Source organism: Zunongwangia profunda SM-A87, assembly GCF_000023465.1.
Taxonomy (GTDB): domain Bacteria; phylum Bacteroidota; class Bacteroidia; order Flavobacteriales; family Flavobacteriaceae; genus Zunongwangia; species Zunongwangia profunda.
The window spans coordinates 3,453,996-3,480,497 of record NC_014041.1 but is presented as its reverse complement, the minus strand read 5'-3'; the positions used below and the strand labels follow the sequence as shown (position 1 = coordinate 3,480,497).

Genomic DNA, 26,502 nt, shown 5'->3' with positions numbered 1-26,502 from the left:
ACGAATCAAATATGAAAAAAATAGTCTACTTACTAGTCTATATGATCATTCCTGTTAGCTTTTTTACGTCATGTAAAGAAACCAAAGAGCATGCAGCACCTATAAAAAATCAAACAAAAATGACTTCTGTCGAGATTCAGAAAGATGAGGATTTTAGGCCTAATTTTCACTTCACCCCCAAAAATAACTGGATGAACGACCCTAACGGTATGTTTTACTTTAACGGGTATTTTCATTTGTTTTTTCAATATTATCCAGATGATAATGTTTGGGGGCCTATGCATTGGGGCCATGCCGTTAGCAGCGATATGATTTCTTGGAAAGAACAGCCAATCGCGATCTACCCAGACGAGAAAGGATATATTTTCTCTGGTAGTGCCGTAGTAGATAAAAACAATACATCGGGTTTTGGTAAAGATGGTAAAACCCCAATTGTAGCCATGTTTACTTACCATGATCCAAAAGGAGAAGAAAAAGGAGCTATAGATTACCAGTCGCAGGCCATCGCATACAGTCTGGATGAAGGTCAAACCTGGACTAAATATGAGGCGAATCCGGTAATTGAAAATCCTGGTATTAAGGATTTCAGGGATCCAAAAGTGATCTGGGATGGAATTCACCAACAGTGGATTATGGTCTTGGCCGCACACGATAAAACACTATTTTATGCTTCTAAAGACCTTAAAAACTGGACTCGCCAATCTGAATTTGGTGAAGGTATTGGGGCACATGGCGGAGTTTGGGAATGCCCAGATTTCTTCCCAATGTATGTAGAAGGTACCGATGAGGTAAAATGGGTACTAATTCAAAGTCTTAATCCCGGCGGATATAATGGAGGATCTGGAACGCAATATTTTATTGGTGATTTTGACGGTAAAAAATTTACTCCGGTAGAACAAATGAGTAATCTGGACTCGAATCACCCATACTGGATAGATTTCGGAAAAGATAATTATGCGGGTGTTACCTGGGCTAATATTCCTGAGGAGAACGGAAGAGTATTGTTTTTGGGATGGATGTCCAACTGGGAATATGCGCAAAAAGTACCTACAGAAACCTGGCGTAGTGCCATGACTGTTGCTCGAGAGCTAAAACTTGAAAAACTGGATGGTAAATACCTTATTAGCTCAGTGCCGGTAAAAGAGTTGCAAAGCTATCGTAGTAAAAAATATAAAGCTCAAAATGTTCAGATTGATGGATTAACCAAGATCATTAATGCTGAAAAAATTGCGCTTAGCAGTGCAGAAATAAGATTTGAAATTTCTGATTTAGAGAAAACGACATACCAATTTAAACTTTCAAATTCAGTAGGAGATGAGCTTCTTTTTGGATATGATCACTCCAACAACGAGTTTTTTATCAATAGATCTAAAGCAGGTCAGACAGATTTCTCTAAAGAATTCACTTCAGAAATATCAACAGCACCACGAATTTCAACGGCAAATAAATTTGATGGAACGATCATAATAGACAGAACTTCTATTGAATTATTCTTTGATGAAGGAAAAACAGTGATGACTGAAATTTTCTTCCCAAATCGTCCCTGGGAAACGCTTTCAGTACAATCAATGGATGTCCCGTTTACCCTAAATGAAATAGAAGCCTACCAACTAACATTTAACTAAAATGAACATTATGAAATTAAATTCGATTTTATTTTTTATGTTCCTACTCTCGCTGAATTTTCTTTCGGCACAGGGGATTGAAGTATCAGGAACAGTAACCACAGCAGAGGAAGGAATGCTTCTTCCCGGTGCATCTGTATTTGTAAAAGGAACAAGTAATGGAACATCTACCGATTTTGATGGGAATTACATCTTAAAAAATGTTCCTGAAGATGGCATTTTGGTCTTCACATTTGTTGGATACAGCGAAACTGAAATACCCGTAAATGGTAATACAAAAATAGATGTAGCCTTAAAGGCAGATTCTGCCTTACTGGATGAAGTTGTATTAACAGGATACTCCAGGGAAAGAAAGGTAGATGTAACCGGAGCCATAACGGTTGTTCAAACAGGTCCTATAGAAGGACAAAGTAGAAGTTCAGGAAATACTATGCAGGCGCTACAGGGAAGGGTTCCTGGCCTTTTTGTGGAAAAATCTGGAGATCCTACGGGAGCAAGTAGCAGGGTGCTTATTAGAGGTATAACCACTTTAGGGAACAATGATCCACTTTATGTAATAGATGGAGTCCCTACACAGCGGCAGGAAATTTTTTCTTCTATAAATCCAGATGCTATTGAATCTATCCAGGTACTTAAGGATGCTTCTGCCTCTTCCCTTTACGGAGCAAGGGCCGGGAATGGTGTAATTGTGGTGACTACCAAGAATAAGGCCGGGCGTGCAGAAAAAGTAAGTGTAAGCTTCAATTCAAATTTTTCTGTACAATCTGAAAAACAACAGCGTTATGATATGCTTAACTCGGTTCAACGAGGACAGGTTTTATGGAGGGCTTCTGTAAATGATGGTGCCGATCCTGCATCAGGCTATGGTGAGATCTATAATTTCGACTGGAATAATGATTTCCAAAATCCTGTACTAAATAGCGTTACCGTAAGACCTTTTGTGGGTGGAGATGAGACGGTTCCGGCGGGAGATACAGACTGGCAGGAAGCAACTTACGAAACAGGATATGTTTATAATAATGAGCTAACTGTTGCTGCTAGTTCCGAAAAATCGTCATTTCTGGTAAATCTTGGACACCTTAAAAATACTGGGATTCTTAAATACACCAATTATGATCGTTTAACGGCCAGGATCAATGCAAGTGCAAATCTCTTTGATGATAAGGTACGTGTTGGTGTAAATACACAATTCTCAACTTCAGATGAAACACTGGCATCTCCAGATGTGGGAAGTGCACCAACTCCCGGTTTAGCGGTATCTCTGGCACCAACAATACCCGTATATGATAGTAATGGGGATTTTGCAGGACCCATTGGAGCAGGATATTCAGATAGGAACAACCCTGTATTGATACAATATTTAAATAGATGGGATAATACAGAGAAAAATAATTTCTTTGGAAACATTTATGTAGAAGCCGATCTTTTAGAAAATCTAAGCTTTAGATCTAGTTTGGGGGTAGACTTTAATGATTTTAAAAGAAAAGATATAGAACCACGCGTAAATAACGGCTTTATTACCAGAACGAATAACAGCCTGACTTTTGATACCAATAAATACACCAGTGTGGTGTTTACAAATACGCTAAATTATGAACTGGAACTAGGAGATCATAACTTTGGGGTACTTCTGGGAGTGGAGTCTGTTAAAAATGATTTTGACAGTGTTCTTGCAAGAGCTGAAGGTTTTGCCGTAGAAGAAGAATCTTATTTTGTATTGGATGCCGGGACAGGCGCAAGAACGGCTAACGGAAGCTCTTCTGGTAACCGATTACTGTCTCAGTTTGGTAAAATAAATTATTCTTTTAGTAATAGATATTTGGCTTCTGTTACAGTGCGTAGAGATGGTTCTTCCAGGTTTGGAAAGAATAATCGATATGGAGTATTCCCGGCGGTAACAGCAGGTTGGAGGATAAGTAATGAAGACTTTTTTAATGAAATAGAAACCATTACCAATTTAAAATTAAGAGCAGGTTATGGAGAAGTGGGGAATCAGTCTATTGGCGATCTTGCCAGATTCGGACTATATGAAGCAAGATATGGCTCAACACTTTCGCAATATGCCAGTGGTTTCTTTGAGCAATATTATAATATAGGTACTGCTTATGATATTAATGGTAATAATACAGGAAATTTACCCTCTGGTTTTGTTTCTGTGCAGGCAGAGAATCCAGATCTTAAATGGGAAACGACCAAAGAATGGAACTTTGGGGTAGATTTTGGACTTTTTGATAATAAATTAAGTGGTTCTTTTGACTATTTTACCAGGGAAACGGTAGATATTTTAACCACGCCTCCAATTCCCTCAGTACTTGGGGAAGGTCAGCAACGGGTTTTAAACGGTGCAACAACCAAAACCAGAGGATGGGAGTTTGCCCTTGCGTATAGTACTACCTTCGAAAATGAACTTACTTTTTCAGTTTCAACTAATTTCTCTTCTTTTAGGGACGAGATCACTTTTCTTCCAGAAGAAGTACGGGCAGGATTCCCGGGAACAGCACAAAATTCTATATTGGGACATTCTCAATTTTCGATATTTGGCTATAAATCTGATGGTCTCTTCCAAAGTCAGGAAGATATAGATAGCTCGCCAGAACAGGTTGGGGCTCGCCCGGGAGGTATCAAATTTAAAGACCTTAATGGAGATAATGTTATAGATACAGATGACCGTGATTTTATAGGAACAACCTTACCAGATTTAGAATATGGTATAAGAATAAATCTTGGTTATAAGAACTGGGATTTCTCGGTATTTGGATCTGGAGTGACGGGAAGAATTGGTCAGGATCCTTACATATCCTGGAACAATTTTGTTCAGGGTAGGGAAAATGCGGGAATGGGAGTGCTAGACGCCTGGACACCAAATAATACCAATACCGATATTCCATCTTTATCGCTTGCCTTTAATGATTTGAGAACTTCAGATTATTTGTTCCGCAAAAATTCATATTTCAAGATTAGAAATGCGCAGCTGGGATATTCCCTATCCGACACTTTAATTGAAAAAATTGGTGTTTTAGAGAGCTTTAGAATCTATCTACAGGGAGAGAACTTGTTATGGTTTACACCTAATGATTATATAGGTTCAGATCCTGAAAGAACAGATGTGAATAGAATCCCAGTACCAACGGTGTTTTCTGTTGGCCTAAACATGAATTTTTAAAAAATGATACTCATGAAAAATATAAAATATATCATAACAGGATTGTTGCTTTCTGGTTTTTTAATATCCTGCTCAGAAGATTTTTTAGAATATGAACCAGAAGGAGTGCTTTCCAACGAAAATGTAGCAACAGCTGAAAATGCTGAATCTCTTGTGATTGCTGCTTATGCAGGAATTGCCAATGATGATATGATAGGTCCTTTAACCCACATGTGGGTGTATGGGAGTGTTCGCTCTGATGATTCCTATAAAGGAGGAGGAGGCCGAAGTGATGTTGGCGAGGTTGATAGATATGAACAATATTATCTAACGGTTCCAGATCAGGGAGAATTGATGGCACCAAGAACATGGACCAATTATTACAAAGCGATCTCCAGAATAAATTTTGCGTTAAGCGTAATAAATGATATTCCTGAAGCCGAGTACGAAGTAAAAACGACCCGACAGGGAGAGTTGAGGTTTTTGCGTGCTCATTGCCATTTCATGCTGAAAAGAATATTCAAAAAGATTCCTTATATCACTGAAGATCTTACCAAAGATGAAATTGCCGATACAGGAAATGATCTGCCAAATAATGAATTATGGAATATGATCGCTGACGATTTTCTTTTTGCCTATAATAATTTGCTGGAGGAGCAGGATGAAGTTGGGCGTGCAGACAGGAGTGCCGCTGCTGCCTATCTGGCTAAAACTAAGTTATACCAGGCTTATGAGCAGGACGAAAACAATCAGGTAGTTAGCATAAATAGTTCTTTGCTTCAGGAAGTTATAAACTATACAGATGAGGTTATTGGTAGTCTTGAGCCCGATTACGCGAATAATTTTCTTGTGGATTATGAAAATGGCCCAGAATCTATATGGGCAGCACAATTCTCTATTAATGATGGTACCAGAGTTGGAAGGGTAAGCTTCGTTACAGGTTTAAATTCTCCTCATGGCACCGGACTTTATGGATGTTGCGGCTTTCATCTCGCCAGTCAGAATATGGTAAATTCATTTAGAACAGATGCAAATGGCCTGCCTTTATTAGATTCCTTCAATCAATCAGATATACTAAACAATGTTCAGGCAGACGGAACTGTAGCCGTATCTTCAGGCTTAACCGTAGATACTAGATTGGATCATACGGTAGGAATACCAGGGCGCCCTTTTAAATATCGAAATACCGTGAGTGAACAGGGGGATATGATCTATAAGTTTAGTTGGGCACGAGATCCGGGAGTTTATGGTTTCTTTGGAAATATGAAGGAACAGCAAGCGCCAGACTGTTCCTGCTATATAAAAGAAGGTCCTTTTGTTGGAACTTCAAGAAACGTAATATTTATTAGATATGCAGATGTACTTTTATTTAAAGCGGAAGCCCTTATTCAGTTAGATCGATATACTGAAGCATTGCCTTTGATAAATAAAGTTAGAGAACGAGCCGCTGCGAGTATACAAAAACCGATTGCTGCCGGAGCTTCAGATATCTACAATGTAGGATTATATACCTCTTTCCCGAATAAAGAATTTGCCTGGAAAGCACTAAAATTTGAGAGAAGGCTGGAATTTGGAATGGAAGGGCCACGATTTTTTGATTTGGTTAGATGGGGCGAAGCCGAAGAAACGCTGAATGCTTACCTGGATGAAGAAAAGACTAAAAGAGACTTTTTAGCCAACGCAGTATTTACAGCAGGGAGAGATGAATATTATCCAATCCCACAACGTGAAATTGATTTTACAGGCGGACTTTACGTTCAGAACGCTGGATATTAATTGTTGATGATTGTTTTGGATTGCTTTAAAACACGGGGTTTGCCTCGTGTTTTTTTACTCGATAATCGAGAGTAAATGCTCCCTCGAAATAAAAATATCATGTTCAAATTAAATGCTTCGGGGCTTGCTCCGAAGATATTTACGTTCCCTTTTTAAATTCTTAATCAAGAAATGATAACAAAAAAAATAAAAGCAGTGTGTTTTGGAGAAATCCTTTATGATGTTTTTCCTGCGAAAGAAAGAATAGGTGGCGCACCATTAAACGTAGCGAGCAGACTAAGCAGTATGGGGATAGAGACAGAGATGATTAGTAAGGTTGGTGTGGATGAAAAAGGAGATGAATTGCTTAGCTATCTTAACTCAAGACATATAGAAACCGGGAATATTTTACAAGATGAAAAGCATAATACCGGGATTGTAAATGTTAGCCTTTCTGCCAATGGATCTGCTACTTATAAAATTGAATATCCTTCAGCATGGGATAAGATCGAGCTTAAAGATGAAATGTCTGAATCTGTCTTAAATGCAGATGTTTTTATATTCGGAAGTTTAGTTTGCCGTGATGAGATAAGTAGAAATACTTTGTTCGAGCTGATTGAGAAAGCTAAGTTTCGTGTGCTGGATTTTAACCTGAGACCTCCACATTATTCAAAGGAATTATTGATGTCATTGATAGGACATGCAGAGTTTATAAAGTTCAATGATGATGAGCTTTTTGAAATTGCAGCTTTGCTAGGCTCTAAGTATAATTCCCTGGAACAGAATCTTCATTTTATTGCAGGAAAATCTAATGCAACATCAATATGCGTGACTAAAGGTAGACACGGTGCCGTGTTTCTGCATAATAAAAAGCTCTATTATAATTCTGGTTACAAGGTACAGGTAAAAGATACCGTTGGGGCAGGAGATTCATTTCTTGCAACATTAATTGCCAAGCTGTTGCAGGGAAAAGAACCGCAACAGGCACTCGATCAGGCTTGTGCAATGGGCGCGCTGGTAGCCGGGCAAGAGGGGGCCAATCCAGTTATTACAGGGGAAATGCTTCAATCATTTATTAATCTATGCTGAAATCTCTCTTTTCAGCTAAAAAGCCCCGTATCGTCATGATAACGGGGCTTTTATTTTAGGACTATTGAAAATAATAAGTTTTCTTCAGTCTTCTTACATTAAAAATTTGATATCTACAGCTTAAAGCAGATAGTTATCCCAGTTCATTACCTCATGGCGCGTGTTGGGATCCATAGCAACTTTTAGAAGTTTCTCATCGTATTGCATTCCGTGTTTTTGTAGTACTTCTTCGGGGATTCCGTCCCATACATTTGGCCGGTTTCCCTGGTAATCCAGATAATCGATACCTTCTTTGCTGGTGAAGAATCCTGTAATCACTAACTTTTTAAATTCTTCAAAAAACACAGGACCCGGGGAATTTTTAAAGTGGTCTTCTGGATAAGCAATAGTATCGATAATTTCTATTTGCTGCGCTTCAGAAATGTCGGTAAACCCTTTATCAAATCTTTTATGACTCTCCCGGTTTAGCCACATTAAACCACCTCTTAAGGGAAGTTGTAAGGCGGGGATATCCTTCACCATAAATTCTATAAATGCAGGTACACCGGTTACCGATGCACTTACCGAATCTTCATCTTCAGGAATGATAATATCAGAAAGAACGGTAATCGTTGCCATTTCTTCATCATTAAAGAATTTTCCGCTTCTTAGCGCTTCATCTCTGGAAGCTTCAGCAGGTGTACGGCCATAACCCGGAGCTTCTTCGATGATATCTCCTTTTTCAATGGGTTTTTCTTTTTCCTGGACACAGCTACTAAGCATAACACTGGAAGCTACTCCACCAATGAACATTTTTTTTAGCGATTCTCTTCTATCCATAATTTAGATATTACCATTTTTTAATTCCTGAGTTAAATAGTCTGATGCACGCCATGCCAGTGCCAGTATCGTCCAGGTAGGATTTTTATCTGCCTGAGAAACAAAAGGACCACCATCCATAATAAAAAGATTGGGAACATCGTGAGCCTGATTATACGAATTAACCACCGAAGTTTTTGGATCATTCCCCATTCGGGTGGTTCCCACTTCATGGATAATACGACCGGGGTTTTCAAGACCATAACTGGTCTCTTTTCCTGCTTTTTTACCCAGTGGTACCCCGCCCATCTGATGGATGATCTCCTCAAAAGTATCCTGCATATGGGCTGCCTGTTTTACCTCTTCTTCACTCCATGAATAATTGAATTTTAAAACAGGGATACCGTATTTATCTACTACCTGATGATCGATTTCACAATAATTTTCTTTTCTGGGAATGCTTTCTCCACGGCCTGCCATTCCAAATGTGGCACCGTAAAAGCGTTTTATATCATTCTTTAAGCCTTTTCCATAGGCACTTTTAGTGGAACCCGTGATGTTTTGCAGTTCTGTAGTATTAAAACCAAAACCATAAGAAGGCATGCCCATACCTCCCCAATATTCAATATGATATCCACGAGTAAATCCTAAATTCATCTTACCGTTTAGCCACCAGGGCGTATACAGGTGCATTCCTCCAACACCATCCTCGTTGTATCTTTTACGATCCATAAGGTCGGGTAGAAATCCCATTCTCGAAGAACCTGTAGAATCGTGAAGATAGTGTCCTACCACACCGCTTGAATTGGCAAGGCCTTCAGGGTGGTTAGCCGATTTTGAGTTTAAAAGGATTCTTGCTGAGCTACAGGCGCTAGCGGCCAGTATGACTACACGGGCTTTAATCGTGTAGTCTTTAAGGTCTTCTTTATCGATATACGATACTCCCTGAACCTCTCCTTCGCCATTGGTGATGACTTCCCTCACCATTGCGTTTACATACAAATCCAGATTTCCTGTTTCTAACGCAGGTTTTACAAGTACTGATGAGGATGAGAAATCTCCATAAACCGAGCAGGATCTGGAGCACTGACTACAGTAAAAACAGGCCCCTCGTTGCTTATTTACCGTTCGTGTAAGAATAGAAAGGCGAGAAGGAATCATTGGGATACCGCTTTTAGCAGCACCTTTCTGAATATAAAGTTCATGCAATCTCGGTTTTGGTGGAGGCAGAAAATAACCATCAGGTTCGTTAGGAATATTTTCTTTGGTTCCAAAAACACCTATTAATTTATCTACCTTATCATAATATGGCTGTACATCCTTATAACCAATAGGCCAGTTGTCTCCCTTGCCATCATAGTCTTTCCTTTTAAAATCCAAAGGGCCAAAACGCAGGGATATTCTTCCCCAGTGATTGGTTCTACCACCTAACATTCTGGAGCGAAACCAGTCGAATTCGGTATTTGCGGCTTTTGTATAAGGTTCTCCATCAAGTTCCCAGCCTCCATAGGCCATATCGAAATCTCCGAATGGTCGTGTAGTAGAGGCTCCTCTTCTTGGGGACTCCCAGGGCCATCGTAACTGGGTTCTTTGATCGGGATTTTTTGGATCAAAATCAGGACCGGCTTCCAGCATGGCAATTTTAAAACCGGCATCGGCCAGTACTTTGGCTGCCATACCTCCACCAGCACCAGAACCTACGATGCATACATCGTAGGTTTTGGCTGTTTTTTTTATTTGAAATGACATAGATATAAAGTTCTACCAACCTGGATTTTGTTCCAGTTTGGGGTTATTATCAATCTCACGCTGAGGTATCGCAAATAATAAATACTTTTCGGTTAGGGTAGGGCCATAAGAAAATGAATGACCTACAAAATTTTCCCAGTTACCGGTTTCTGTATTTAATACCTGGCGTCTTCTTAGCATGTCGAACCAGTATTTATTCTCAAAAGCCAGTTCATGTAAGCCTTCCGTCCAGATATCTTCTGCCGTGATGCTTGCATCAAAATCAGGTAATTCGGCGCGATCCCTGATTTGATTAATTGCAGCTAATACTTCAGGAGTTGCACCGTAGGCTTCGAAACCTGCTTCCGCGTAAATTAATAAAATTTCCGCATATCTGTAGAAAGTCCAGTTTAATTCACTTTGCGCACTTCTTAAGACCGCGTCTTCATCAAAAAACTTGTAAATATATGGTGTTCCAAAATCTACAATCTGATCGGAATTTTCATAAGAAGGATAAGAGGTATAGTAAAATTCTTCTTCTTCAATTCGCCTGTCATCATTCTGATAGGTATCTAGAAAAGCCCGGGTAGGAAACATTACTCCAAATTCGTCTGCATATGCAGAAATATTACGAGCTCTTGGCAATAACCATTGAGTTACTGCATTGGTGATATTAGCACCGGCAAGGTACTGGCTTTGAAAAATTAGTTCTCCTGTATTTTTTATAGCCGGATCATGAAGCGCGTCATAATTATCGAAAAGGGAATAATTTCCGGCGTCAATAATTTCTTTTGCTTTTTCCGCTGCCATTTCATAATATTCATCTCCGGCCTGTAATGGATATCCGGCCATGGTAAGATACACATCGGCTAACATCGTTTTTACGGCCGTACTGGTAATCCGCCCCCTGGTATTTGTTGCTGGCAGATCGGCAGCTTCGGCCTCCTGAAGATCAGTGACGATAGTCGTGTATACTTCAGCTTTATCTGTTCGTTCAGGATAAAGCAATTCTGAACCGGCATCTACAGGTTCGAGGATCAATGGAACGTCACCAAACATTCGAACCAGATTAAAATAGTGAAAAGCACGCATAAATTTTGCTTCGGCCACAAAGTGTTCACGATCAGTTTCATTCATCTGAATCTCCGGAATCCTTTGAATCGCCAAATTGGCATTGGCTATTGCTTCATAGCTATTTTGCCACCATACACTAAAATAGTTGTTTTCTGCATTGGTAGAGAGGGTACGAAGATCCCGGTTAAATTGACTTTGTCCTACTTCTGTATTTAGTAGACCTGTTGGGAATTCCAGGGCCATAAAAGGACTCTCTCCATAGGTTCCGGCCCCAGAGGTGATAAAGCGTAGCTGCTCGTATAAGGTGTTAATGGAAGATTCAGCATGTTCCGGGGTTTGGAAGTAATTTTCCTGGGTATAATTGGATTTATTTTCTTCTTCCAAAAAGTCAGAACAACTATTTAGTGATAGCAATGCGGTCAATAGACCGGTATATAAGGATAATCTATAATTAAATTTCATACTGCTGTTATTAAAATTTATAAACTAATGTTTAATCCTAGCGTAAAGTTTCTAGGTTTTGGATAACCAAAGAATGTTATTCCCTGTGCAAATGCATTCCCATAGGTACTTACTTCTGGATCATATCCTGTATAGTCGGTGATCAGGAAGAAATTTTGCATTGATGCATAGAGTCTAAGCTGATTTACATGAATACGTTCTAAAACATCTGACGAAAAGTTATATCCCAGTATCAGGTTCCTGCCACGAATAAAAGATCCATCTTCCACCATTCTGGTATCTACGGTCGAGGTATAATTGGCTCTGGCGGGCCTGTTTTGAGCAATTAAAGTATTTTGATTATCCGGCGTCCATCCATTTAGTACAGTAGCGTAACTGTTTGCCTGCCCGGTTCTGTCTTCTCCAGAGTGTCTGGAAAGGTTTAAAATATCGTTTCCATACATAAACTGGAGGTCCAGGGTTAAATCCCAGTTCTTATAGGTAAATGTGTTAAATAAGGCTCCAAATCCATCGGCATAACCATTTCCCATTATCACTCTGTCTGCATCGTTAATAGCACCATCTCCATTGATGTCGGTATGTTTCACATCTCCGGGTAAGTCTCCATATTCGGCAGCTTCTGCAGCTTCAGATTGTCCCCAGGTCCCTTCGCGAATAAGTCCATAAAAGGATCCTACAGATTCTCCTACTCTTAAGACATTGGTGTTTGATAGAAAATAAGGTCCGGGGAAAATATCGTCATTAGCTTCTCCCAGGGCTAATATTTCATTTCTGTTGAATGAGATATTAAAAGTGGTGGTCCAGCTAAAATTGTCAGTCTGAATATTTCTGGTGTCCAGGGTTATTTCCAGTCCCTTATTTTCCATACTTCCTATGTTTGTATAGATGTTAGAAAAACCACTGGAAAAAGGTACTGGTGCATTTAACAGCATGTCTGTGGTCTTCTTATAATACACATCGGTTTGTAATTCGATTCGGTTTCTAAACAAACCTAGTTCGATACCAAAATCTATTTGTGCAGTTTTTTCCCATTTAAGATTAGGGTTTGGAAGAGTTCCTATACCAACCCCTGGTGCTCTTTCACCGCCAAGGATAGCCACATTGGAACTCATGGTAGCAAGAGATTGGTAAACTCCTATTTCAGAGTTTCCGGTTTCACCATAACTGGTACGTAATTTTAAATTTGAAATGGTATTACTGTCTTCAAGAAAATTTTCTTCAGAAACTTTCCAGGCAAATGCGGCAGATGGGAAAAAAGCTCTTTTATTATCACTACCAAATTTTGAGGAACCATCCAATCGTCCTGTAACTGTAAATAGGTATTTATTCATCAGGCTATAATTTACCCTTCCGAAATAAGAATTCATTGCCCATTTGTAAACTTCAGACTGAGGGGTTAATGGATTGGCGCCTACTGAAAGATTATTATATTTATAAAAATCGTCAGAAAAACCTCTGGCACCGGCATAGGAGGTAGCATAATCATATTGTTGCCAACCAATACCCGCAAGTGCTGTTAACCTATGATCTTCGTTAAATTGTTTCTCGTAGTTTAGGTAATTTTCAAACTGCCAGTAATTACTACGTGTATTTCTTATGGAAGCTTCCCCGTCAAAATCGGCACTTAACTGTCTTAGATTACGGCCGCTGTAAAAGCTTTCCTGGGTATTTATAATGTTTGCTCCTATATTGCTACGTAATTGTAAATCATCAGTAAATGATATTCGCGCTTCTACATTTCCAAGGAAGGTTTGTGTTTTAAAGATATTTTCTCTGTTTCGTAATAAATTTACGGGATTTTCTCCTCCTTCCATGTTTGGATAATCTGCATTAGTGCCATAAGAACCATCCTCGTACTGAACGGGAACAATTGGAAGGGTTTCCACGATCATACGCAATGGGGTTAATCCTCCAACACCTCCGTCCACTCGGTTTTCTTCTACGTGGTTAAAGGTCATACCTCCGCTAACACTTAACCAGTCATTTATTTTGTTATCGGTTACAAATCGCCCAGAGTATCGCTTTAAATAAGAGTTTAATAACAAGCCTTCCTGATTCGCATAATTAAGGAAGATTCCGTACGAATTATCTTTATCTCCTTTGGTGAAAGAGAGATTATGATTTGTGCTAACGGTTGTCCTCATGGCTTCATCTTGCCAGTCGGTATCGTATAGAGGATTCCCATTCTCATCGAAAAGACGGGCTGCATCATCAGTTCTATAATTCATGGGATTTTCGTAACGACCTGCGTCCCATCCCTCCGGGTCATATTTTTCAGCATTTTGATAGGAATTCATTTCTACCTGTAGAAATTCCCTGGCGTTTAGTACATCCACACGATTAGCAAGTGAACCTATAGTAACAAAGCTGCTATAGTTTAGTCGTCCTTCACCAGAACTTCCCCTTTTTGTGGTTACTACGATTACCCCATTGGCTCCCCGGGCTCCGTATATTGCGGTAGCCGAAGCATCTTTTAGAACATCGATGGACTCAATATCATTAGGATTGAGGTAGTTAATAGGACCAGCTCCTATAACACCGTCTACAACGTATAATGGACCGTTATCTCCATTTATGGAATTATTACCACGAATTCTAACATTGGTGTTTCCACCTGGGCGACCGGAATTTGTACTGATGTTTACTCCGGCTGCTTTCCCTGCAAGCGCCTGCTCAGGGTTCGTTACCGGCATTTCCTGAATAGACTTACTGCTAACAGTAGATACAGCACCTGTTAGATCTGATTTTCGTTGGGTACCATATCCCACTACTACTACTTCGTCTAGCGATTCCTGATCGGTTTCCAGAACAATATTGATTTCTTCACGGCCATCAACCGGAATTTCTTTCGTGGCATAACCTAAAAAGCTTACTACTAAGACAGCGTTTGAAGATACCTCTTTTAAAGAGAAATTACCATCAAAATCGGTTTGTGTACCGTTGGTGGTACCTTTTACAATTACATTCGCTCCAGGGACAGGACCGGCATTATCGGTTACTGTACCTGAGATCGAAATTTCTTGGGCTAGGGAAACCTGGGCACATAAAAATAGTACCGCTATAAGCATCCCTCTAAATAGTCGTTTGCTCATAAAAATCTGGATTAAAAATTTCATAATTGGGTTAAGAATTTGAAAAAAAGGAAATAATAAAATGTTACTAAAACGTTTTATTACAAAAATGAAATTATTGATACTTATAAATCTCAAAAATTATTATCGACGAACAACAGCTGTGAATCGACGGACAACAAAAACTACAACGTTGTAGTGTTATTGATTGTTATTTTAACATAAAAATCATTATAATGAAATTAATTTGGTATTTTATTAGAATTTAACAGCCTTAATTACGCTAGTGTCTAAAAAAAATAATATTATGGAATTATTTAACTGAATACTTGTCATTCTTTCGAGGTATACTATCATTGCACAATAGAAAATATATTGAAGTATTATCGGAAGTTTTGAAAAACTTAAAGACATAAATTCATTTTTATAAGACCAAGCTTTAAAGATTTGCAATAAGCCCTGAACTAACAGAATGAAGAATTAATAGGGGGATGCTTATATAAATCATCTATTTACTGCTTTTAATCGATGATCCATATAAAAAGTTCCCATTTACTAATCATCGCGATAGGATCGTTAGGTCTCAAAAAAATATCGATTAAATTACTTCTTGAGCTTAAGCTGAGATAGTTTTTGCGCATCATATACACTCCATAACGATCAAAAAAGCTAAAATTTTTATACATAGTATAGCACGTTATCCTAATTTTTAAGTTAACATTGTCTCGATTTTCGGTTACTGTTCCTTGGGATGGTATTAAAAGGGAATCAGGTGTAAACCCTGAACAGTTCCCGCTGCTGTAAATTCTTTCCGGATAAAATGCCGGAAAATCTTTCTAAATTATTAGTTGTATTCCACTGTCATAAGTGATGGGAAGGATTAGAAAGAGGAATGAGTCAGAAGACCTGCCGAAAGTTTTAAAAACAAAGCTTTCGGGAGTTATTGCTTTGGGTAGATTTCTATTCTAACCTTAGACCCCTTTGTTTTGTTTTGTAAATAAGTTGATACTTAATTATTAATCTTAATACAAACAAATGCATCAAAAATTATCATTTTCACTGTTAATCCTTATTAGCGGACTTTTTCTATTCAGCTCATGTAATAATGATGATGACGAGATTAGTATTCCAATGGGATTTACTAGTTCATCCTATCAAAAAGAATACGAATTACTTCTTGGTAGCGATACTTTAACTATCCAACCTGAAATTCTAAATCTTCCGGAAGAAGCCCGTTTTAACTGGAGGTTAGAGGGGCAGCATCTTTCTGGGGATTCACGTCTTAATTTTGTCCCGACGGAAGCCGGTAATTTTATCCTCGACCTGGTGGTATCCACTATTTCTGATTCTATTCATAGAACTTACAGGTTGAAGGTCAATGATCCTTATGATCTTTATTATCGACCGGTAACGGAGAATAGCAGTGAATTTATTTCAAAGATAATTGCATATAAACCGGCGCCGGGGCAGTATATAAACTCTACTTATGGATCTATGGAAGATGCTATAGATTTAATAGGGGATAAAACAGCTACACTTTCTTTAGGAGCCTGGGGTGGTTATATTATTTTCAGTTTTGATCATACAATTATAAATCGTGAAGAAAATAAGGATTTCATTATCTATGGAAATGCAATGAAAGGCCTATCTGAGCCTGGTATCGTAAAGGTGTCTTTCGACGCGAATGGAAATGGATTAGCTGATGATGAGTGGTACGAACTTGCCGGAAGTGCTCACTATAAAGAGGGAACGCTATTTAGTTACGGAATTACCTACTCGAATCCGGGAGAATATGCCAATGTAGCCTGGGTAGATAGTGAAGCCGTACAGGATAGTGTAATGATTAATGCATATCATACTCAAAACTACTATCCATTATTCATAGAAGAAAGAAGCAAAATGAGCTTTCAGGGCACCAGAGTATTTCCTAAGATTAATTTAGATGGATTTGCCAGTATTGATGCTTTGGAATGGGGGTATGTAGATAATTATGATGCAGATTATGCCAGTTATGGAGGAAATACCATGGATATTGACTGGGCAGTAGATGAGCAGATGAATCTTGTGAAGTTACAAGGAATAGATTTTGTTAAAGTATATACCGGAGCTCAGGGAAATGCAGGCTGGCTTGGAGAAATTTCCACGGAAATAAAAGGAGCAGCAGATTTATCTATGTTGGAATAAGGTTCAATTCAACAGCGCTGAATGAATTTTAAACTCTAACTTAAGAAGGTATAAAACATATTAGGTGTTTTCTTAATCCGGTTTATACCTCCTTTATATAAAAGCAGGGGAGTAGATGTCATAAACGACCTCATTACTGCAGGTGGGGAATTGTCATTAAATTTTTTTAGATGCTTTCTTATGAACGCCAACTAAAGTTAGTCACAGAATAAAAAAGAAAAGTTAACATCTATATAATATGGATTTCTAAAAAACACCTTATTTTTAATGCAACTAATATGCGTTAAATGAAAAGAAGAGAATTTTTTAAAAATAGTAGTCTTTTTGCTTTTGGGGGATTGGTAAGCGATTTTCATCCAAGTGTCTGGCTGAACAACAAAAGTGATTTTACACCAAAAAAGGCGAAGAATATCATATTTATGGTAAGCGATGGGATGAGCAGCGGTACTCTAAATATGGCAGATCGGCTTTTACAGGTAAAGAATGGTACGGGAAGTCATTGGTTGGATTTATACCGTGAAGGAAAAATTAGTCGTGCCCTTATGGACACCGCTTCTGCAGATTCAATGGTTACTGATTCTGCTGCTGCCAGCTCTTCCTGGGGCGGTGGAAAACGAGTTCCCAATGGTTCTTTAAATGTTTCAGCAAACGGGGAAGAGCATCTTCCTATTCTACAAAAGTTTAAGAAATCTGGTAAAAAAGTAGGTTGTGTGACCAGCGTTCCTATTACCCATGCTACTCCCGCCGGTTTTTGTGTGATGCAAAAGAATCGTGGAGACCAGAATAAAATTGCTGAAGATTATCTTGAAATTGAATTTGATGTTATGATGGGCGGTGGTAACGAAAATTTTGCAGCCGATAAGCGGGAGGATGGCCGTGATCTTTACAGCGAATTTGAAAATAAAAACTACCAGGTTTTTAAAACGAGGAAGGAACTTTTGGATTATGAAGGATCAAATAAAATCCTGGGCGTTTTTTCAGATGAGGCCTTACCGTACGCGATAGATCGTGCTCATGATTCTAACTTAAAAGAAAAAAACCCGTCCTTAGCTGAAATGGCCAAACAAGCCGTGCAACACTTATCTAAAAGCAATGATGAGGGGTTTGTATTACAAATAGAAGGAGGAAAGGTAGATTGGGCAGCACATGCTAATGATGCTGCGGCATTGTTATACGATCAGATCGCTTTTGATGAAGCGATCAAAGAGGTTATGGATTTTGCAGAAAAAGACAGGGAGACCCTTGTTATTATTACTACAGATCACGGAAACGCTAATCCCGGTTTAATTAAAGGGAAGTATGTGGATCAAAACTTTAGCAACTTACAGGATTTCACCCATACCAATGCCTGGTTGCTTGAGGAAATTAAAAAGAAAGCAAATTCATTTTCGTCGATAAGGGAAATGGTTGCGAGTGTTAATGGCGATCAAACCATAACCGAAGAAGAAGCAAAAGTGCTTCTCAATTATTATCAAAAGAATAATGGAGGTTTATATAACACCGGTAATTTACCTTATGGGCCTCTTTCTGAAATGCAGAAGAAATATACCTCTATAGGCTGGATAAGTATGGATCATTCTGGGGATTACGTAGAATTGGCCGCTTATGGCCCGGGCAGCGATCAACTAAAGCCATTTGTAAAAAACTATGAGCTTCATGACTTTATGTTAGAAGTCGCCGAAGTAGAGGATAAGTTTTAGTGGAATCAAGAAATAATTACCGGAGGTTGATTGAAATCTTTGCAAGAGATGTTGTATCGAAGCTTCTATTTTTGGTGATTCGATACAAACTTTCCTTGAAAATTCATTCAATGTCCAAAATTAGATGCTATGAATAAGCGTACTACGGTATTTTATTGAATATAAATTCGGTTATATATAAAAAAGGGGATTGAAAATCCCCTTTTCATCATTAAAAAATAACCGGTAAAGATGGAGGTAAAAAGTGATTAATTGTAAAACCAACCATTATGAAACTTTACCGGCTTGTGTTATTGATTTTTTCTTTATTTAAGGCTAACATTACGTGTTACATCATTATAATCGCCTTCGATTGGCTTGCCATCTGCATCTAAAAGTTGTAGCCTGATCTTTACTTCGCCTTTAGGTAGCCCTTTAATAATGTATGGTTGCCATTTCGTAATCTCAAAACTTTCGCCGTTAATGGTGGCTTTAACATAGTTGCCGTTTTCTGAAAGCTCGGTATTTAACAGGAAAAAATCCAACATTAGATTTTGGGTATCTTTACCGGTATATTCTCCTTTTGGTCTACTATAAATTAAGGTGGGTTTATTGAGATCTACATTGGACTGTCGTTGAGGTGAATTCCCTACTTCAATGGTTTTTGCGACAAAAGAATTTGCGTTTTTAACCGATTCATGATAGGATCTACTTAAGAAAGCAACAATATGGTGTGTACCTTCAGAAAAGTCTTTAGAAAAGTTGGGTTCGTAGTGCGCCGAATAAGGATTGTTATCCACGATAAAATGAATATGCTGTCCTTTATCTGAATTGGCTAAAGTTTTAGTAATCTCGTTTTTATCTGTTTGCGCTCCTAGTTCGTAGTTTTCTACTTCAAACTTAAAATCAATCGTATTTTTGGAAAATTGATCACCTGATGGGGCAGTTAAAGAAAGTTTAGCATCACTAAAAGCAGGAGAATCCAGTAAAGGTTCAATCGTAATCTGCGAAATACTATCTCCCTGAGATGTTTCTTCAACTTGCACATTTTCACTTGCTTTTTTATCCTGATTCTTACAGGAAGAAAAACTAAGCAGGGCTACTGCAGCATAAAGAGGTAAGATTTTGTAGTTCATGTTGTTGATTTTTAGTACTTATTTTTTGGTTTAGTTATTTTAAACAGGCCATACATCCTGAAGCTGTAAACTTCCTGATTGCCATGTGATCATTTCCGAATTCGTTAGAAGACAGTTATTTAAATTTTCTTCGAGTTTTTCCTTATCGTAATTTATGCCAATAAAGACCAACTCATTTTTACGATCTCCTAATTTGGGATCCCAATTTTGCTCTATGTTTTCCTGATTTTCTAGAAATACCGGATGATCGATGCGCTGATTAAATGGCATTGATGCCCACCATACTCCGGCAGGATCTGTTTTAAAGGATCCCCCGGCGCTACTCCAAATAAGCGCCTGATCTGGGCGAGAAGCCAACCAAAATAATCCTTTGCTCCTGATTATTCCATGTGGAAAATTCTCCATGAGAAAATTAAATAAGCGTTCGGGATGGAAAGGTACTTTGTGTTTAAAGGTAAGCGAGCTGATGCCGTATTCTTCCGTTTCCGGATTATGCTCATTTTCCAGTTCTTTGATCCATCCGGCAGAAGCTTCTGCTTTTTCAAAATCAAAATAACCGGTATTAATAACTTCCTTATAATCAACCTGCGCATGACGGGTTTCAATAATCTTCGCGTCAGGATTTAAAGCTTTAATGATACTATGAACCCGCTGTAACTCTTCCGATGATACCAGGTCGGTTTTGTTTAGCAGAATGACGTTTGCAAATTCAATCTGATCTGTCAGTAAATTTACAATGCTACGATGATCTTCTTCATCGCTGGCCAATTGTCGGTCCTCTAGAAGCTCTGCACTCGAGAAGTCATTCAGAAAATTAAAGGCATCAACCACTGTGAGCATACAATCGATATAGCTGATGTCTTTTAAATTAAACTGGCCCAAATCATCCTGAAAACTAAAGGTTTGCGCCACAGGAATCGGTTCAGAGATACCTGTACTCTCAATAATTAAATAGTCAAACCTTTTTTCTTCTGCCAGTCGAGCCACTTCGATCATCAGGTCTTCCCTAAGGGTGCAGCAAATGCAACCATTGCTCATTTCAACCAGTTTTTCCTCGGTTTTAGAGAGCGTATGCTGATTTTCGACAAATTGCGCATCAATATTGATCTCGCTCATATCGTTAACAATCACAGCCAGTTTCATTCCCTCGCGATTATGAAGTAAATGATTGAGTAGCGTTGTTTTTCCTGCTCCTAAAAAGCCACTAAGTACGGTAACCGGAAGTTTTTGCATATCGTTGTTACTTGACATGCCTCAAAAGTATAAAAGAGAATTAATTAAAGCAACTTTGTTGCATTATATTTTTTTGGTAATATGTAATTGATGAAACAGCCATTATATAGTCTTTTCTTCTAACCTCTTATGGAGCATTTAATTCGTTTTAAAAATATAATTTAAAGACTAGCATTTAAATATCATTCCAGTAAATCTGGACAAGAATATGCAGGTATAGCCTGAAAATATGTTTTACCAGGCACTTGAAAAATCGGAATTAGTAAGTGTTCCAACAACCCCTAAATTTTAAGAAGCGATTAGTTTAATTAGTGCTATTCATACAGCGTTTGCAAGTACCAATAAGTAACAACTGTGTTTCTCTGATCGTGTAATTGTCAAGTTGCGGTACTTTTAAGGTTTCGGGTAGACATTCTACTTTTCCACAAATTTCACATTGAAAATGCAGATGATTATGAATATGCTTAGGAGGTTCTTCCTTGCAGCTTTTGCATAACGCGTAAAATGATTTTCCGTTTTGTCCGGTAACAAAATGAATTTTTCCGGCCTCCACAAAACGATCGAGCATTCTATAAACCGTAGTTTTATTAATATTATCGGCTAATTTTTCTCTTATTTCATCTGCTGTTAATGCTTTTGTTGCGTTTTTCAAAAGTTCTAAAACGGCTTTTTGATGTTTCGTATTTCGGGTTTTCTTTTCTTCAGCAGTTTTCATTATCATCCTATTTGGTAGGGTAAATTTAAGCTTTATCTAAAGAACAGAAAATTTTTAATTCCTCAATAACTAATTCGGTTAATCCTTATTCCTTAGTGGTTAACGCCAATGGGTTTCTTACTTCATAGAAATTATCACAACGCTTTTTCGATCTAAAGCTTACCGACTTTGCATGGAGTCATGTAGTTATTGCTTAATGTTTTAAAATATTAAAGCAGGCCGCAATAGCCTGCTTTAATATCAAAAAATAGAATGAAAAGAGTAATTCATTTAATGCTCATGGTTGTCTTCTGAAGCCTGAGACATTATCAAGGTAAGAGTGGTCTTAAAACTTAATCCTGTAGTTGTTTGCGCTTCAACTTTAATAAGATACTCACCCGCGTTTAAACTGTGGTTATGAGCAACCTTAACCTGTCCTGTTTCAGGATCTATGCTGATGATTTCTTCCTCGTTGCTAAATACAGTCCCATCTTTTTCTATGCTTAGTATAGAAAAGGATTTCTTATATTTTTCAGGATATATTTGGGGAGCAGATGACTGGTAAGCTTTATGTAGGGGGATATGTAATCGATTGGTATAAATAGTTAGGTTTAGATCTGCATAATACATACCGTACAGGAATTTTATTTCAGGAATAAAGCGTATACGAAACTGTCGTGTGGCCAATGTAAATCCGTTGCGTTCTAAAGATGCAACCAGGTCGTAAGTCCACTCTGCTTCCTGATCTGGATCTCCAGGTTTTTCAGCAAATGATACTTTGTTATCCTGTAGTATTACTTTCTGATCTGGTCGTCCGTTTTGATGTAATTGCCATTTTGTATTTTCGAGACCTAAACCTGCTGTCGAGAGATGATAAGTTATAGCATCACTATCCTTATACATTTGATAGGCAAAAGGAATGGCCATACTATTATCCATTTCTTCAATTTGAACACTGGCGGGAGCAATTTTAAGGAAAAATGTTTTGCTAACCGGTAAATAAGTTGGGGAGGCGCTAGCGGTTAATGTTACTTCATAGGCCTCAGGTAACCTATTGCCATTAACCGAAGAACTAAAATTATTAGGGTAGAGTTGCTGACTATCGATCATCAATTTATTTGTCGTTTCCTCTACATAAATTCCCGTTCCCAATACCTGCTCCAGGTTTTTCTCACTGCTTATCTCGATATTTTCACTGTGAAATTGCAGTTCAAAACTTACATTCTGACTTTGATACTCTTCTGGCAGTTTACCAATAAAATCTTCCCCATAAGTAAGTTTTATGGTATCTGGCAATTGAAGAGGAGCCAGATACCCTACAGGTTCAATTTCTTTTGGTGGTTCCGGTACTTTCTCGGCACCAGTGTCAATCATAAAGTCATCATCGCTATCGCAAGCACTGAATAAAAATAGCAGTAGGGCGAACTGTCCCATACGCTTTACATAAAATTTGGTCATTGTTTTTTTTTGCAACAATAACTCTTTTTATTTTTAAACGCAACTTTGTTGCTTTATTTAAATTAATGAATTCAATATTCAAAATTCTTTAAAAACTAAAACGATTCTCTAGGTGGAATAGAAGTATTCTTATTTGCGGTCGCTAAAAATGATAGAGACAAAAAAGCTTAAACTGAACTTCCTTTCTGTTCAAATAGTGAATACCATTTCTTTTTAGGCTTAACAGTTTATTTAACTTAAACTTAATCCCCACCAATATCATTATCAGATCATATCAGCTATAATTGACCTGTCAAAAATACATCATGAAAAGACTATTATTTTTAGCAGCTATTCTATTATCTCAGCTAAGCTATGCTCAGGAAAAAAGTGAGATTTTTATTGAAAAAGGTCGTTGGGGACTGGGCGGTCATTTTTCATTTTCCAGTTTAAACAGTTACACTTCCTATTATGAATTTGCTACAGATTCTGATGCTATAAATTTGGAAGTATCCCCAAATCTTACTTATAGTTTTTCGGATAATTGGTTGGTAGGTGTAGGTTTGAGTTATACTTACACCAATTTAGATAATGAAGAGGGTTCAGTTCATGGTATAGGCATCGCTCCCACTATTCAGCGTTATTTTCCAATTTTCGACAAATTGGCTTTTAACCTAAAGGGTTCTATTGAATATTTTCATAAAAAATTCCTTATTCTGGAGCTGAGGACGCTACTTATAAGCGTTATAGTGCAAATATCCGTCCCGGATTCTCGTATCTGATTCATAAGAGATTTGCTTTTGAAGTGAATACAGGCCTTTTGCGTTATGCGAAAATTAAGGAAGAGGGAGAAGGTCGCACGGAATTTGAAAGGTTTAGAGTAGATTTTGGTTTATCCAATTTTCAGCTTGGTGGAATTTTCTTTTTTTAAGACTTGTCTCTTGATTCGGATCCTGGGATCCTTTGCAAAAACTTTCTTTAATGGCAATGATAAGGAGTATAATAACACAGGGATGGTTACCCTCTTGAATCAAGAATTCTAATTTAAAATTTGATATATTGACTTATAATGCGTGAGTGGAACGCTATTAGTATAAAAGCTGAATTTTTAAATTTTTTGTATAAATTTTTACAATGACATTCATAAGTTTTATAGGTTGGTGCGGAGCAATAATTTTTATCATTGCTTATTTTCTTCTTAGCGCAGGGTATTTATCAGCCAAAAGGCCGTTATATCACATACTAAATGTTATAGGAGGGCTGTGTTTGGTTATCAATGCAGCAACTTTGAAAGATTTTCCGAATATCCTTGTGAATATTGTATGGGCATTAATAGCTTTATTTGCTATATATAGGATTATAAAACATCCTAAGAAAAATCCAAAAGCTTAATTGCGTATTTAATATAAAGTTTTTCCTGTTGCTCATAAGTTTGATCTTTTTGATTAAACATTCCAAGGTAGTAATAGGATCCATCGATGAGGGCAAAAATGACTTCCGTAATTTCAGGTATATTATCGTTGTAGATCACTCCTAGATTTTTAGCTTCGAGTAATTTTATCTGTAATACCTGGTGAAGTTTTTCCAGATATTTTCTAAAACTGGTATTAAAATCTTCTTTGCGATAAATTAAGGCATAACAACTATAAAAAACACCATCATCAAAATATTTATTCCACTTTCTGGAGAATAGGTCGGTAATAAAGTTTTCCAGGCTTTTTCTATTATCCATAACTCCATACTCTATAGCATTGACCATATTTAGGTGACGTTCCAGAATATATTCATTAAGGCCAATTAAAAGTTCGTCGCGGCTTTTAAAATAGTGCATCACCAGTCCGCTACTAATTTGCATTTCTTCTGCAACTTTGGCAATTGAGGTATTTTCGAGACCAATTTTTTTAGCAATTCTATAAAAGGATTGAATAATCTCCTTACGCCTTTTTACACTTAAACTTTTACGCCCCACTAGACTTTTTAAGCAAATATACCAATTTGATTAACAAAAGCTAATGCTGCATAATTAGTAACATAAAGGGAACATTAAAGTAAACTTTTATTAATTGAACGTTCATTCAATTTATTGAATCTTCACTATACATTTGGAGTGCAAAATTTAACTTAAAATAATTGTCATGAAATTTAAAATCACTTCCATGGCCATGATGCTTCTTTTATGTAGCTATCAGATGATTGCACAGGAAGATCGCCAAAAAGAAAAAAAGCTCGTTTTTATCATTGTAGATGGGATCGCAGCAGATATGATTCCAAAGACAAGCACACCAAATCTTGATGCAATTTCACTAAAAGGTGATTTTTCTGAAGCTTATGTAGGCGGAGGAAAAGGAACTTACTCAGAAACCCCTACAATATCTGCGGTGGGTTATAATAGTCTATTAACTGGCGTTTGGGTTAATAAACACAATGTATATGGAAATGAAATTAAACAGCCTAACTATAATTATCCAAGTATTTTTAGGCTTTTTACCAATGATTTTCCAGAGAAACAAACCGCTATTTTTTCTACCTGGGAAGATAACCGTACCAAACTGCTAGGTGAGAATCTAGTAGGTACGAATTTTCTAAAGATAGACTACGCTTTTGATGGTTTCGAAAAAGATACCCTAAACTTTCCTCATGATCCATACCGGGAGTACATTAAGAATATAGATAAGAAAGTAGCTTATCAGGCTGCAGAGTATATCCAAAATGAGGCACCTGATTTAACCTGGGTTTATCTGGAGTTTTCTGATGATATGGGACATGGGTATGGGGATAGTCCCCAACTGTATAATGCGATCACATTTGAGGATGAACTTATTGGAAAAATTTATGAAGCTATAAAATATAGAGAGTCCAATTTTAATGAAGACTGGCTTTTTATCGTAACCACAGACCATGGTCGAACTGCTAAAGATGGAAAACGTCATGGGGGGCAATCTGATCGTGAACGCAGCACCTGGATTGCGATGAATAAAAAGGGGAATAGCTATTTTAAGGAGCAAATCCCGGGTATCGTGGATATACTGCCCACAATGATTTCTTTTCTTGAGCTTTATCCGGAAACTTCAGTTAAAGAAGAGTTGGATGGGGTTCCCCTTTTGGGAATGGTGGATGCTGTAGGACTCTCAGCGAATCTTGATGGAGCTACTTTAAAACTAAATTGGAAAGCACTTTCCGATACTGATACTCCGGCAAAATTTTATGTGGCCAGGACCAATAACGTTAAATATGGCGCGAAGGATGAATATGAGCTTTTAGGGAGTGCAAAAATAAAAAATGGAACAGCTGAATTTAATATAGGGAAGAAAGCTGATATCTATAAAATACTTATGGAAACTCCCAATCATAGATTGAATACATGGATCACACCAACCCAAACAAATAATTAAGCA

Annotated in this window: 19 protein-coding genes and 1 riboswitch; of the genes, 9 read left to right on the top strand and 10 right to left on the bottom strand. The window is 37.8% G+C overall.

Annotation, left to right across the window (positions count from 1 at the left end):
- Positions 1–11: 11 nt before the first annotated feature.
- The 4 genes from ZPR_RS15165 to ZPR_RS15150 all read left to right on the top strand — a co-directional run bounded on the left by ZPR_RS15165 (position 12) and on the right by ZPR_RS15150 (position 7,611).
- On the top strand, positions 12–1,625 hold the full coding sequence (locus tag ZPR_RS15165; protein WP_041578977.1) for a glycoside hydrolase family 32 protein: 1,614 nt from the start codon (positions 12–14) through the stop codon (positions 1,623–1,625).
- 10 nt (positions 1,626–1,635) lie between these two features.
- Complete coding sequence (locus ZPR_RS15160) at positions 1,636–4,788, top strand: SusC/RagA family TonB-linked outer membrane protein (RefSeq protein ID WP_013072608.1); 3,153 nt, start codon at positions 1,636–1,638, stop codon at positions 4,786–4,788.
- 12 nt (positions 4,789–4,800) lie between these two features.
- Entirely contained in the window at positions 4,801–6,543 is a 1,743-nt protein-coding gene (locus ZPR_RS15155; RefSeq protein ID WP_013072607.1) for a RagB/SusD family nutrient uptake outer membrane protein, read from the top strand.
- A gap of 171 nt (positions 6,544–6,714) precedes the next feature.
- Complete coding sequence (locus ZPR_RS15150; RefSeq protein WP_013072606.1) at positions 6,715–7,611, top strand: carbohydrate kinase family protein; 897 nt, start codon at positions 6,715–6,717, stop codon at positions 7,609–7,611.
- A 120-nt stretch (positions 7,612–7,731) separates the two neighbouring features.
- Here the strand turns inward: ZPR_RS15150 and ZPR_RS15145 are convergent, their stop codons facing one another.
- The 5 genes from ZPR_RS15145 to ZPR_RS23445 form a co-directional block, all read right to left on the bottom strand.
- A complete protein-coding gene (locus ZPR_RS15145) occupies positions 7,732–8,430 on the bottom strand; it encodes a gluconate 2-dehydrogenase subunit 3 family protein (protein ID WP_013072605.1) in 699 nt (232 codons plus the stop codon).
- A gap of 3 nt (positions 8,431–8,433) precedes the next feature.
- Positions 8,434–10,158 carry a GMC family oxidoreductase gene (locus ZPR_RS15140; RefSeq protein ID WP_013072604.1) on the bottom strand — a complete coding sequence of 575 codons (1,725 nt, stop codon included), beginning with the start codon at positions 10,156–10,158 and terminating at the stop codon, positions 8,434–8,436.
- Between the two features lie 12 nt (positions 10,159–10,170).
- On the bottom strand, positions 10,171–11,673 hold the full coding sequence (locus ZPR_RS15135; protein WP_041578976.1) for a RagB/SusD family nutrient uptake outer membrane protein: 1,503 nt from the start codon (positions 11,671–11,673) through the stop codon (positions 10,171–10,173).
- A gap of 17 nt (positions 11,674–11,690) precedes the next feature.
- Complete coding sequence (locus ZPR_RS15130; protein ID WP_041580043.1) at positions 11,691–14,765, bottom strand: SusC/RagA family TonB-linked outer membrane protein; 3,075 nt, start codon at positions 14,763–14,765, stop codon at positions 11,691–11,693.
- Positions 14,766–15,265: 500 nt separating this feature from the next.
- Positions 15,266–15,430 carry a hypothetical protein gene (locus tag ZPR_RS23445; RefSeq protein WP_013072601.1) on the bottom strand — a complete coding sequence of 55 codons (165 nt, stop codon included), beginning with the start codon at positions 15,428–15,430 and terminating at the stop codon, positions 15,266–15,268.
- 30 nt (positions 15,431–15,460) lie between these two features.
- A riboswitch (cobalamin riboswitch) is annotated at positions 15,461–15,672 on the top strand.
- Positions 15,673–15,779: 107 nt separating this feature from the next.
- On the opposite strand from ZPR_RS23445, the gene ZPR_RS15125 reads away from it, so the two are divergent.
- Both ZPR_RS15125 and ZPR_RS15120 read left to right on the top strand, forming a co-directional pair.
- The gene (locus tag ZPR_RS15125; protein WP_013072600.1) at positions 15,780–16,928 is read left to right on the top strand and encodes a hypothetical protein; all 1,149 of its coding nucleotides are present in this window, start codon (positions 15,780–15,782) and stop codon (positions 16,926–16,928) included.
- Between the two features lie 287 nt (positions 16,929–17,215).
- Positions 17,216–18,628 carry an alkaline phosphatase gene (locus tag ZPR_RS15120; protein ID WP_013072599.1) on the top strand — a complete coding sequence of 471 codons (1,413 nt, stop codon included), beginning with the start codon at positions 17,216–17,218 and terminating at the stop codon, positions 18,626–18,628.
- A 305-nt stretch (positions 18,629–18,933) separates the two neighbouring features.
- On the opposite strand, the gene ZPR_RS15115 is transcribed toward ZPR_RS15120, so the two are convergent.
- The 4 genes from ZPR_RS15115 to ZPR_RS15100 form a co-directional block, all read right to left on the bottom strand.
- Entirely contained in the window at positions 18,934–19,743 is an 810-nt protein-coding gene (locus tag ZPR_RS15115) for a hypothetical protein (RefSeq protein WP_013072598.1), read from the bottom strand.
- Between the two features lie 39 nt (positions 19,744–19,782).
- Positions 19,783–20,976 carry a GTP-binding protein gene (locus ZPR_RS15110; protein WP_013072597.1) on the bottom strand — a complete coding sequence of 398 codons (1,194 nt, stop codon included), beginning with the start codon at positions 20,974–20,976 and terminating at the stop codon, positions 19,783–19,785.
- 304 nt (positions 20,977–21,280) lie between these two features.
- Positions 21,281–21,691: a Fur family transcriptional regulator gene (locus tag ZPR_RS15105; protein WP_013072596.1), complete on the bottom strand. Its 411-nt coding sequence runs from the start codon at positions 21,689–21,691 to the stop codon at positions 21,281–21,283.
- A 270-nt stretch (positions 21,692–21,961) separates the two neighbouring features.
- A complete protein-coding gene (locus ZPR_RS15100; protein WP_013072595.1) occupies positions 21,962–23,128 on the bottom strand; it encodes a hypothetical protein in 1,167 nt (388 codons plus the stop codon).
- Positions 23,129–23,433: 305 nt separating this feature from the next.
- Here ZPR_RS15100 and ZPR_RS15095 point away from each other — a divergent pair, with 305 nt between their 5' ends.
- Together ZPR_RS15095 and ZPR_RS24105 are read left to right on the top strand one after the other, a co-directional pair.
- On the top strand, positions 23,434–23,889 hold the full coding sequence (locus ZPR_RS15095; RefSeq protein ID WP_013072594.1) for a hypothetical protein: 456 nt from the start codon (positions 23,434–23,436) through the stop codon (positions 23,887–23,889).
- A gap of 352 nt (positions 23,890–24,241) precedes the next feature.
- Complete coding sequence (locus ZPR_RS24105) at positions 24,242–24,499, top strand: CBU_0592 family membrane protein (RefSeq protein WP_041578975.1); 258 nt, start codon at positions 24,242–24,244, stop codon at positions 24,497–24,499.
- Here ZPR_RS24105 and ZPR_RS15085 read toward each other — a convergent pair.
- Complete coding sequence (locus ZPR_RS15085; RefSeq protein ID WP_013072592.1) at positions 24,477–25,076, bottom strand: TetR family transcriptional regulator; 600 nt, start codon at positions 25,074–25,076, stop codon at positions 24,477–24,479. The genes ZPR_RS24105 and ZPR_RS15085 overlap by 23 nt on opposite strands.
- Before the next feature lie 166 nt (positions 25,077–25,242).
- Between ZPR_RS15085 and ZPR_RS15080 the strand changes: the two genes are divergently transcribed.
- Positions 25,243–26,499, top strand: a complete 1,257-nt coding sequence (locus ZPR_RS15080; protein ID WP_013072591.1) for an alkaline phosphatase family protein — start codon at positions 25,243–25,245, stop codon at positions 26,497–26,499.
- Positions 26,500–26,502: the final 3 nt, after the last annotated feature.

Coding starts and splice junctions, on each gene's coding strand:
- ZPR_RS15115 (WP_013072598.1), bottom strand. CDS start 19,743: ATGAACTACAAAATCTTACCTCTTTATGCTGCAGTAGCCCTGCTTAGT.
- ZPR_RS15125 (WP_013072600.1), top strand. CDS start 15,780: ATGCATCAAAAATTATCATTTTCACTGTTAATCCTTATTAGCGGACTT.
- ZPR_RS23445 (WP_013072601.1), bottom strand. CDS start 15,430: ATGTATAAAAATTTTAGCTTTTTTGATCGTTATGGAGTGTATATGATG.
- ZPR_RS15140 (WP_013072604.1), bottom strand. CDS start 10,158: ATGTCATTTCAAATAAAAAAAACAGCCAAAACCTACGATGTATGCATC.
- ZPR_RS15165 (WP_041578977.1), top strand. CDS start 12: ATGAAAAAAATAGTCTACTTACTAGTCTATATGATCATTCCTGTTAGC.
- ZPR_RS15135 (WP_041578976.1), bottom strand. CDS start 11,673: ATGAAATTTAATTATAGATTATCCTTATATACCGGTCTATTGACCGCA.
- ZPR_RS15110 (WP_013072597.1), bottom strand. CDS start 20,976: ATGCAAAAACTTCCGGTTACCGTACTTAGTGGCTTTTTAGGAGCAGGA.
- ZPR_RS15160 (WP_013072608.1), top strand. CDS start 1,636: ATGAAATTAAATTCGATTTTATTTTTTATGTTCCTACTCTCGCTGAAT.
- ZPR_RS15145 (WP_013072605.1), bottom strand. CDS start 8,430: ATGGATAGAAGAGAATCGCTAAAAAAAATGTTCATTGGTGGAGTAGCT.
- ZPR_RS15155 (WP_013072607.1), top strand. CDS start 4,801: ATGAAAAATATAAAATATATCATAACAGGATTGTTGCTTTCTGGTTTT.
- ZPR_RS15105 (WP_013072596.1), bottom strand. CDS start 21,691: ATGAAAACTGCTGAAGAAAAGAAAACCCGAAATACGAAACATCAAAAA.
- ZPR_RS15080 (WP_013072591.1), top strand. CDS start 25,243: ATGAAATTTAAAATCACTTCCATGGCCATGATGCTTCTTTTATGTAGC.
- ZPR_RS24105 (WP_041578975.1), top strand. CDS start 24,242: ATGACATTCATAAGTTTTATAGGTTGGTGCGGAGCAATAATTTTTATC.
- ZPR_RS15150 (WP_013072606.1), top strand. CDS start 6,715: ATGATAACAAAAAAAATAAAAGCAGTGTGTTTTGGAGAAATCCTTTAT.
- ZPR_RS15095 (WP_013072594.1), top strand. CDS start 23,434: ATGAAAAGACTATTATTTTTAGCAGCTATTCTATTATCTCAGCTAAGC.
- ZPR_RS15120 (WP_013072599.1), top strand. CDS start 17,216: ATGAAAAGAAGAGAATTTTTTAAAAATAGTAGTCTTTTTGCTTTTGGG.
- ZPR_RS15130 (WP_041580043.1), bottom strand. CDS start 14,765: ATGAGCAAACGACTATTTAGAGGGATGCTTATAGCGGTACTATTTTTA.
- ZPR_RS15100 (WP_013072595.1), bottom strand. CDS start 23,128: ATGACCAAATTTTATGTAAAGCGTATGGGACAGTTCGCCCTACTGCTA.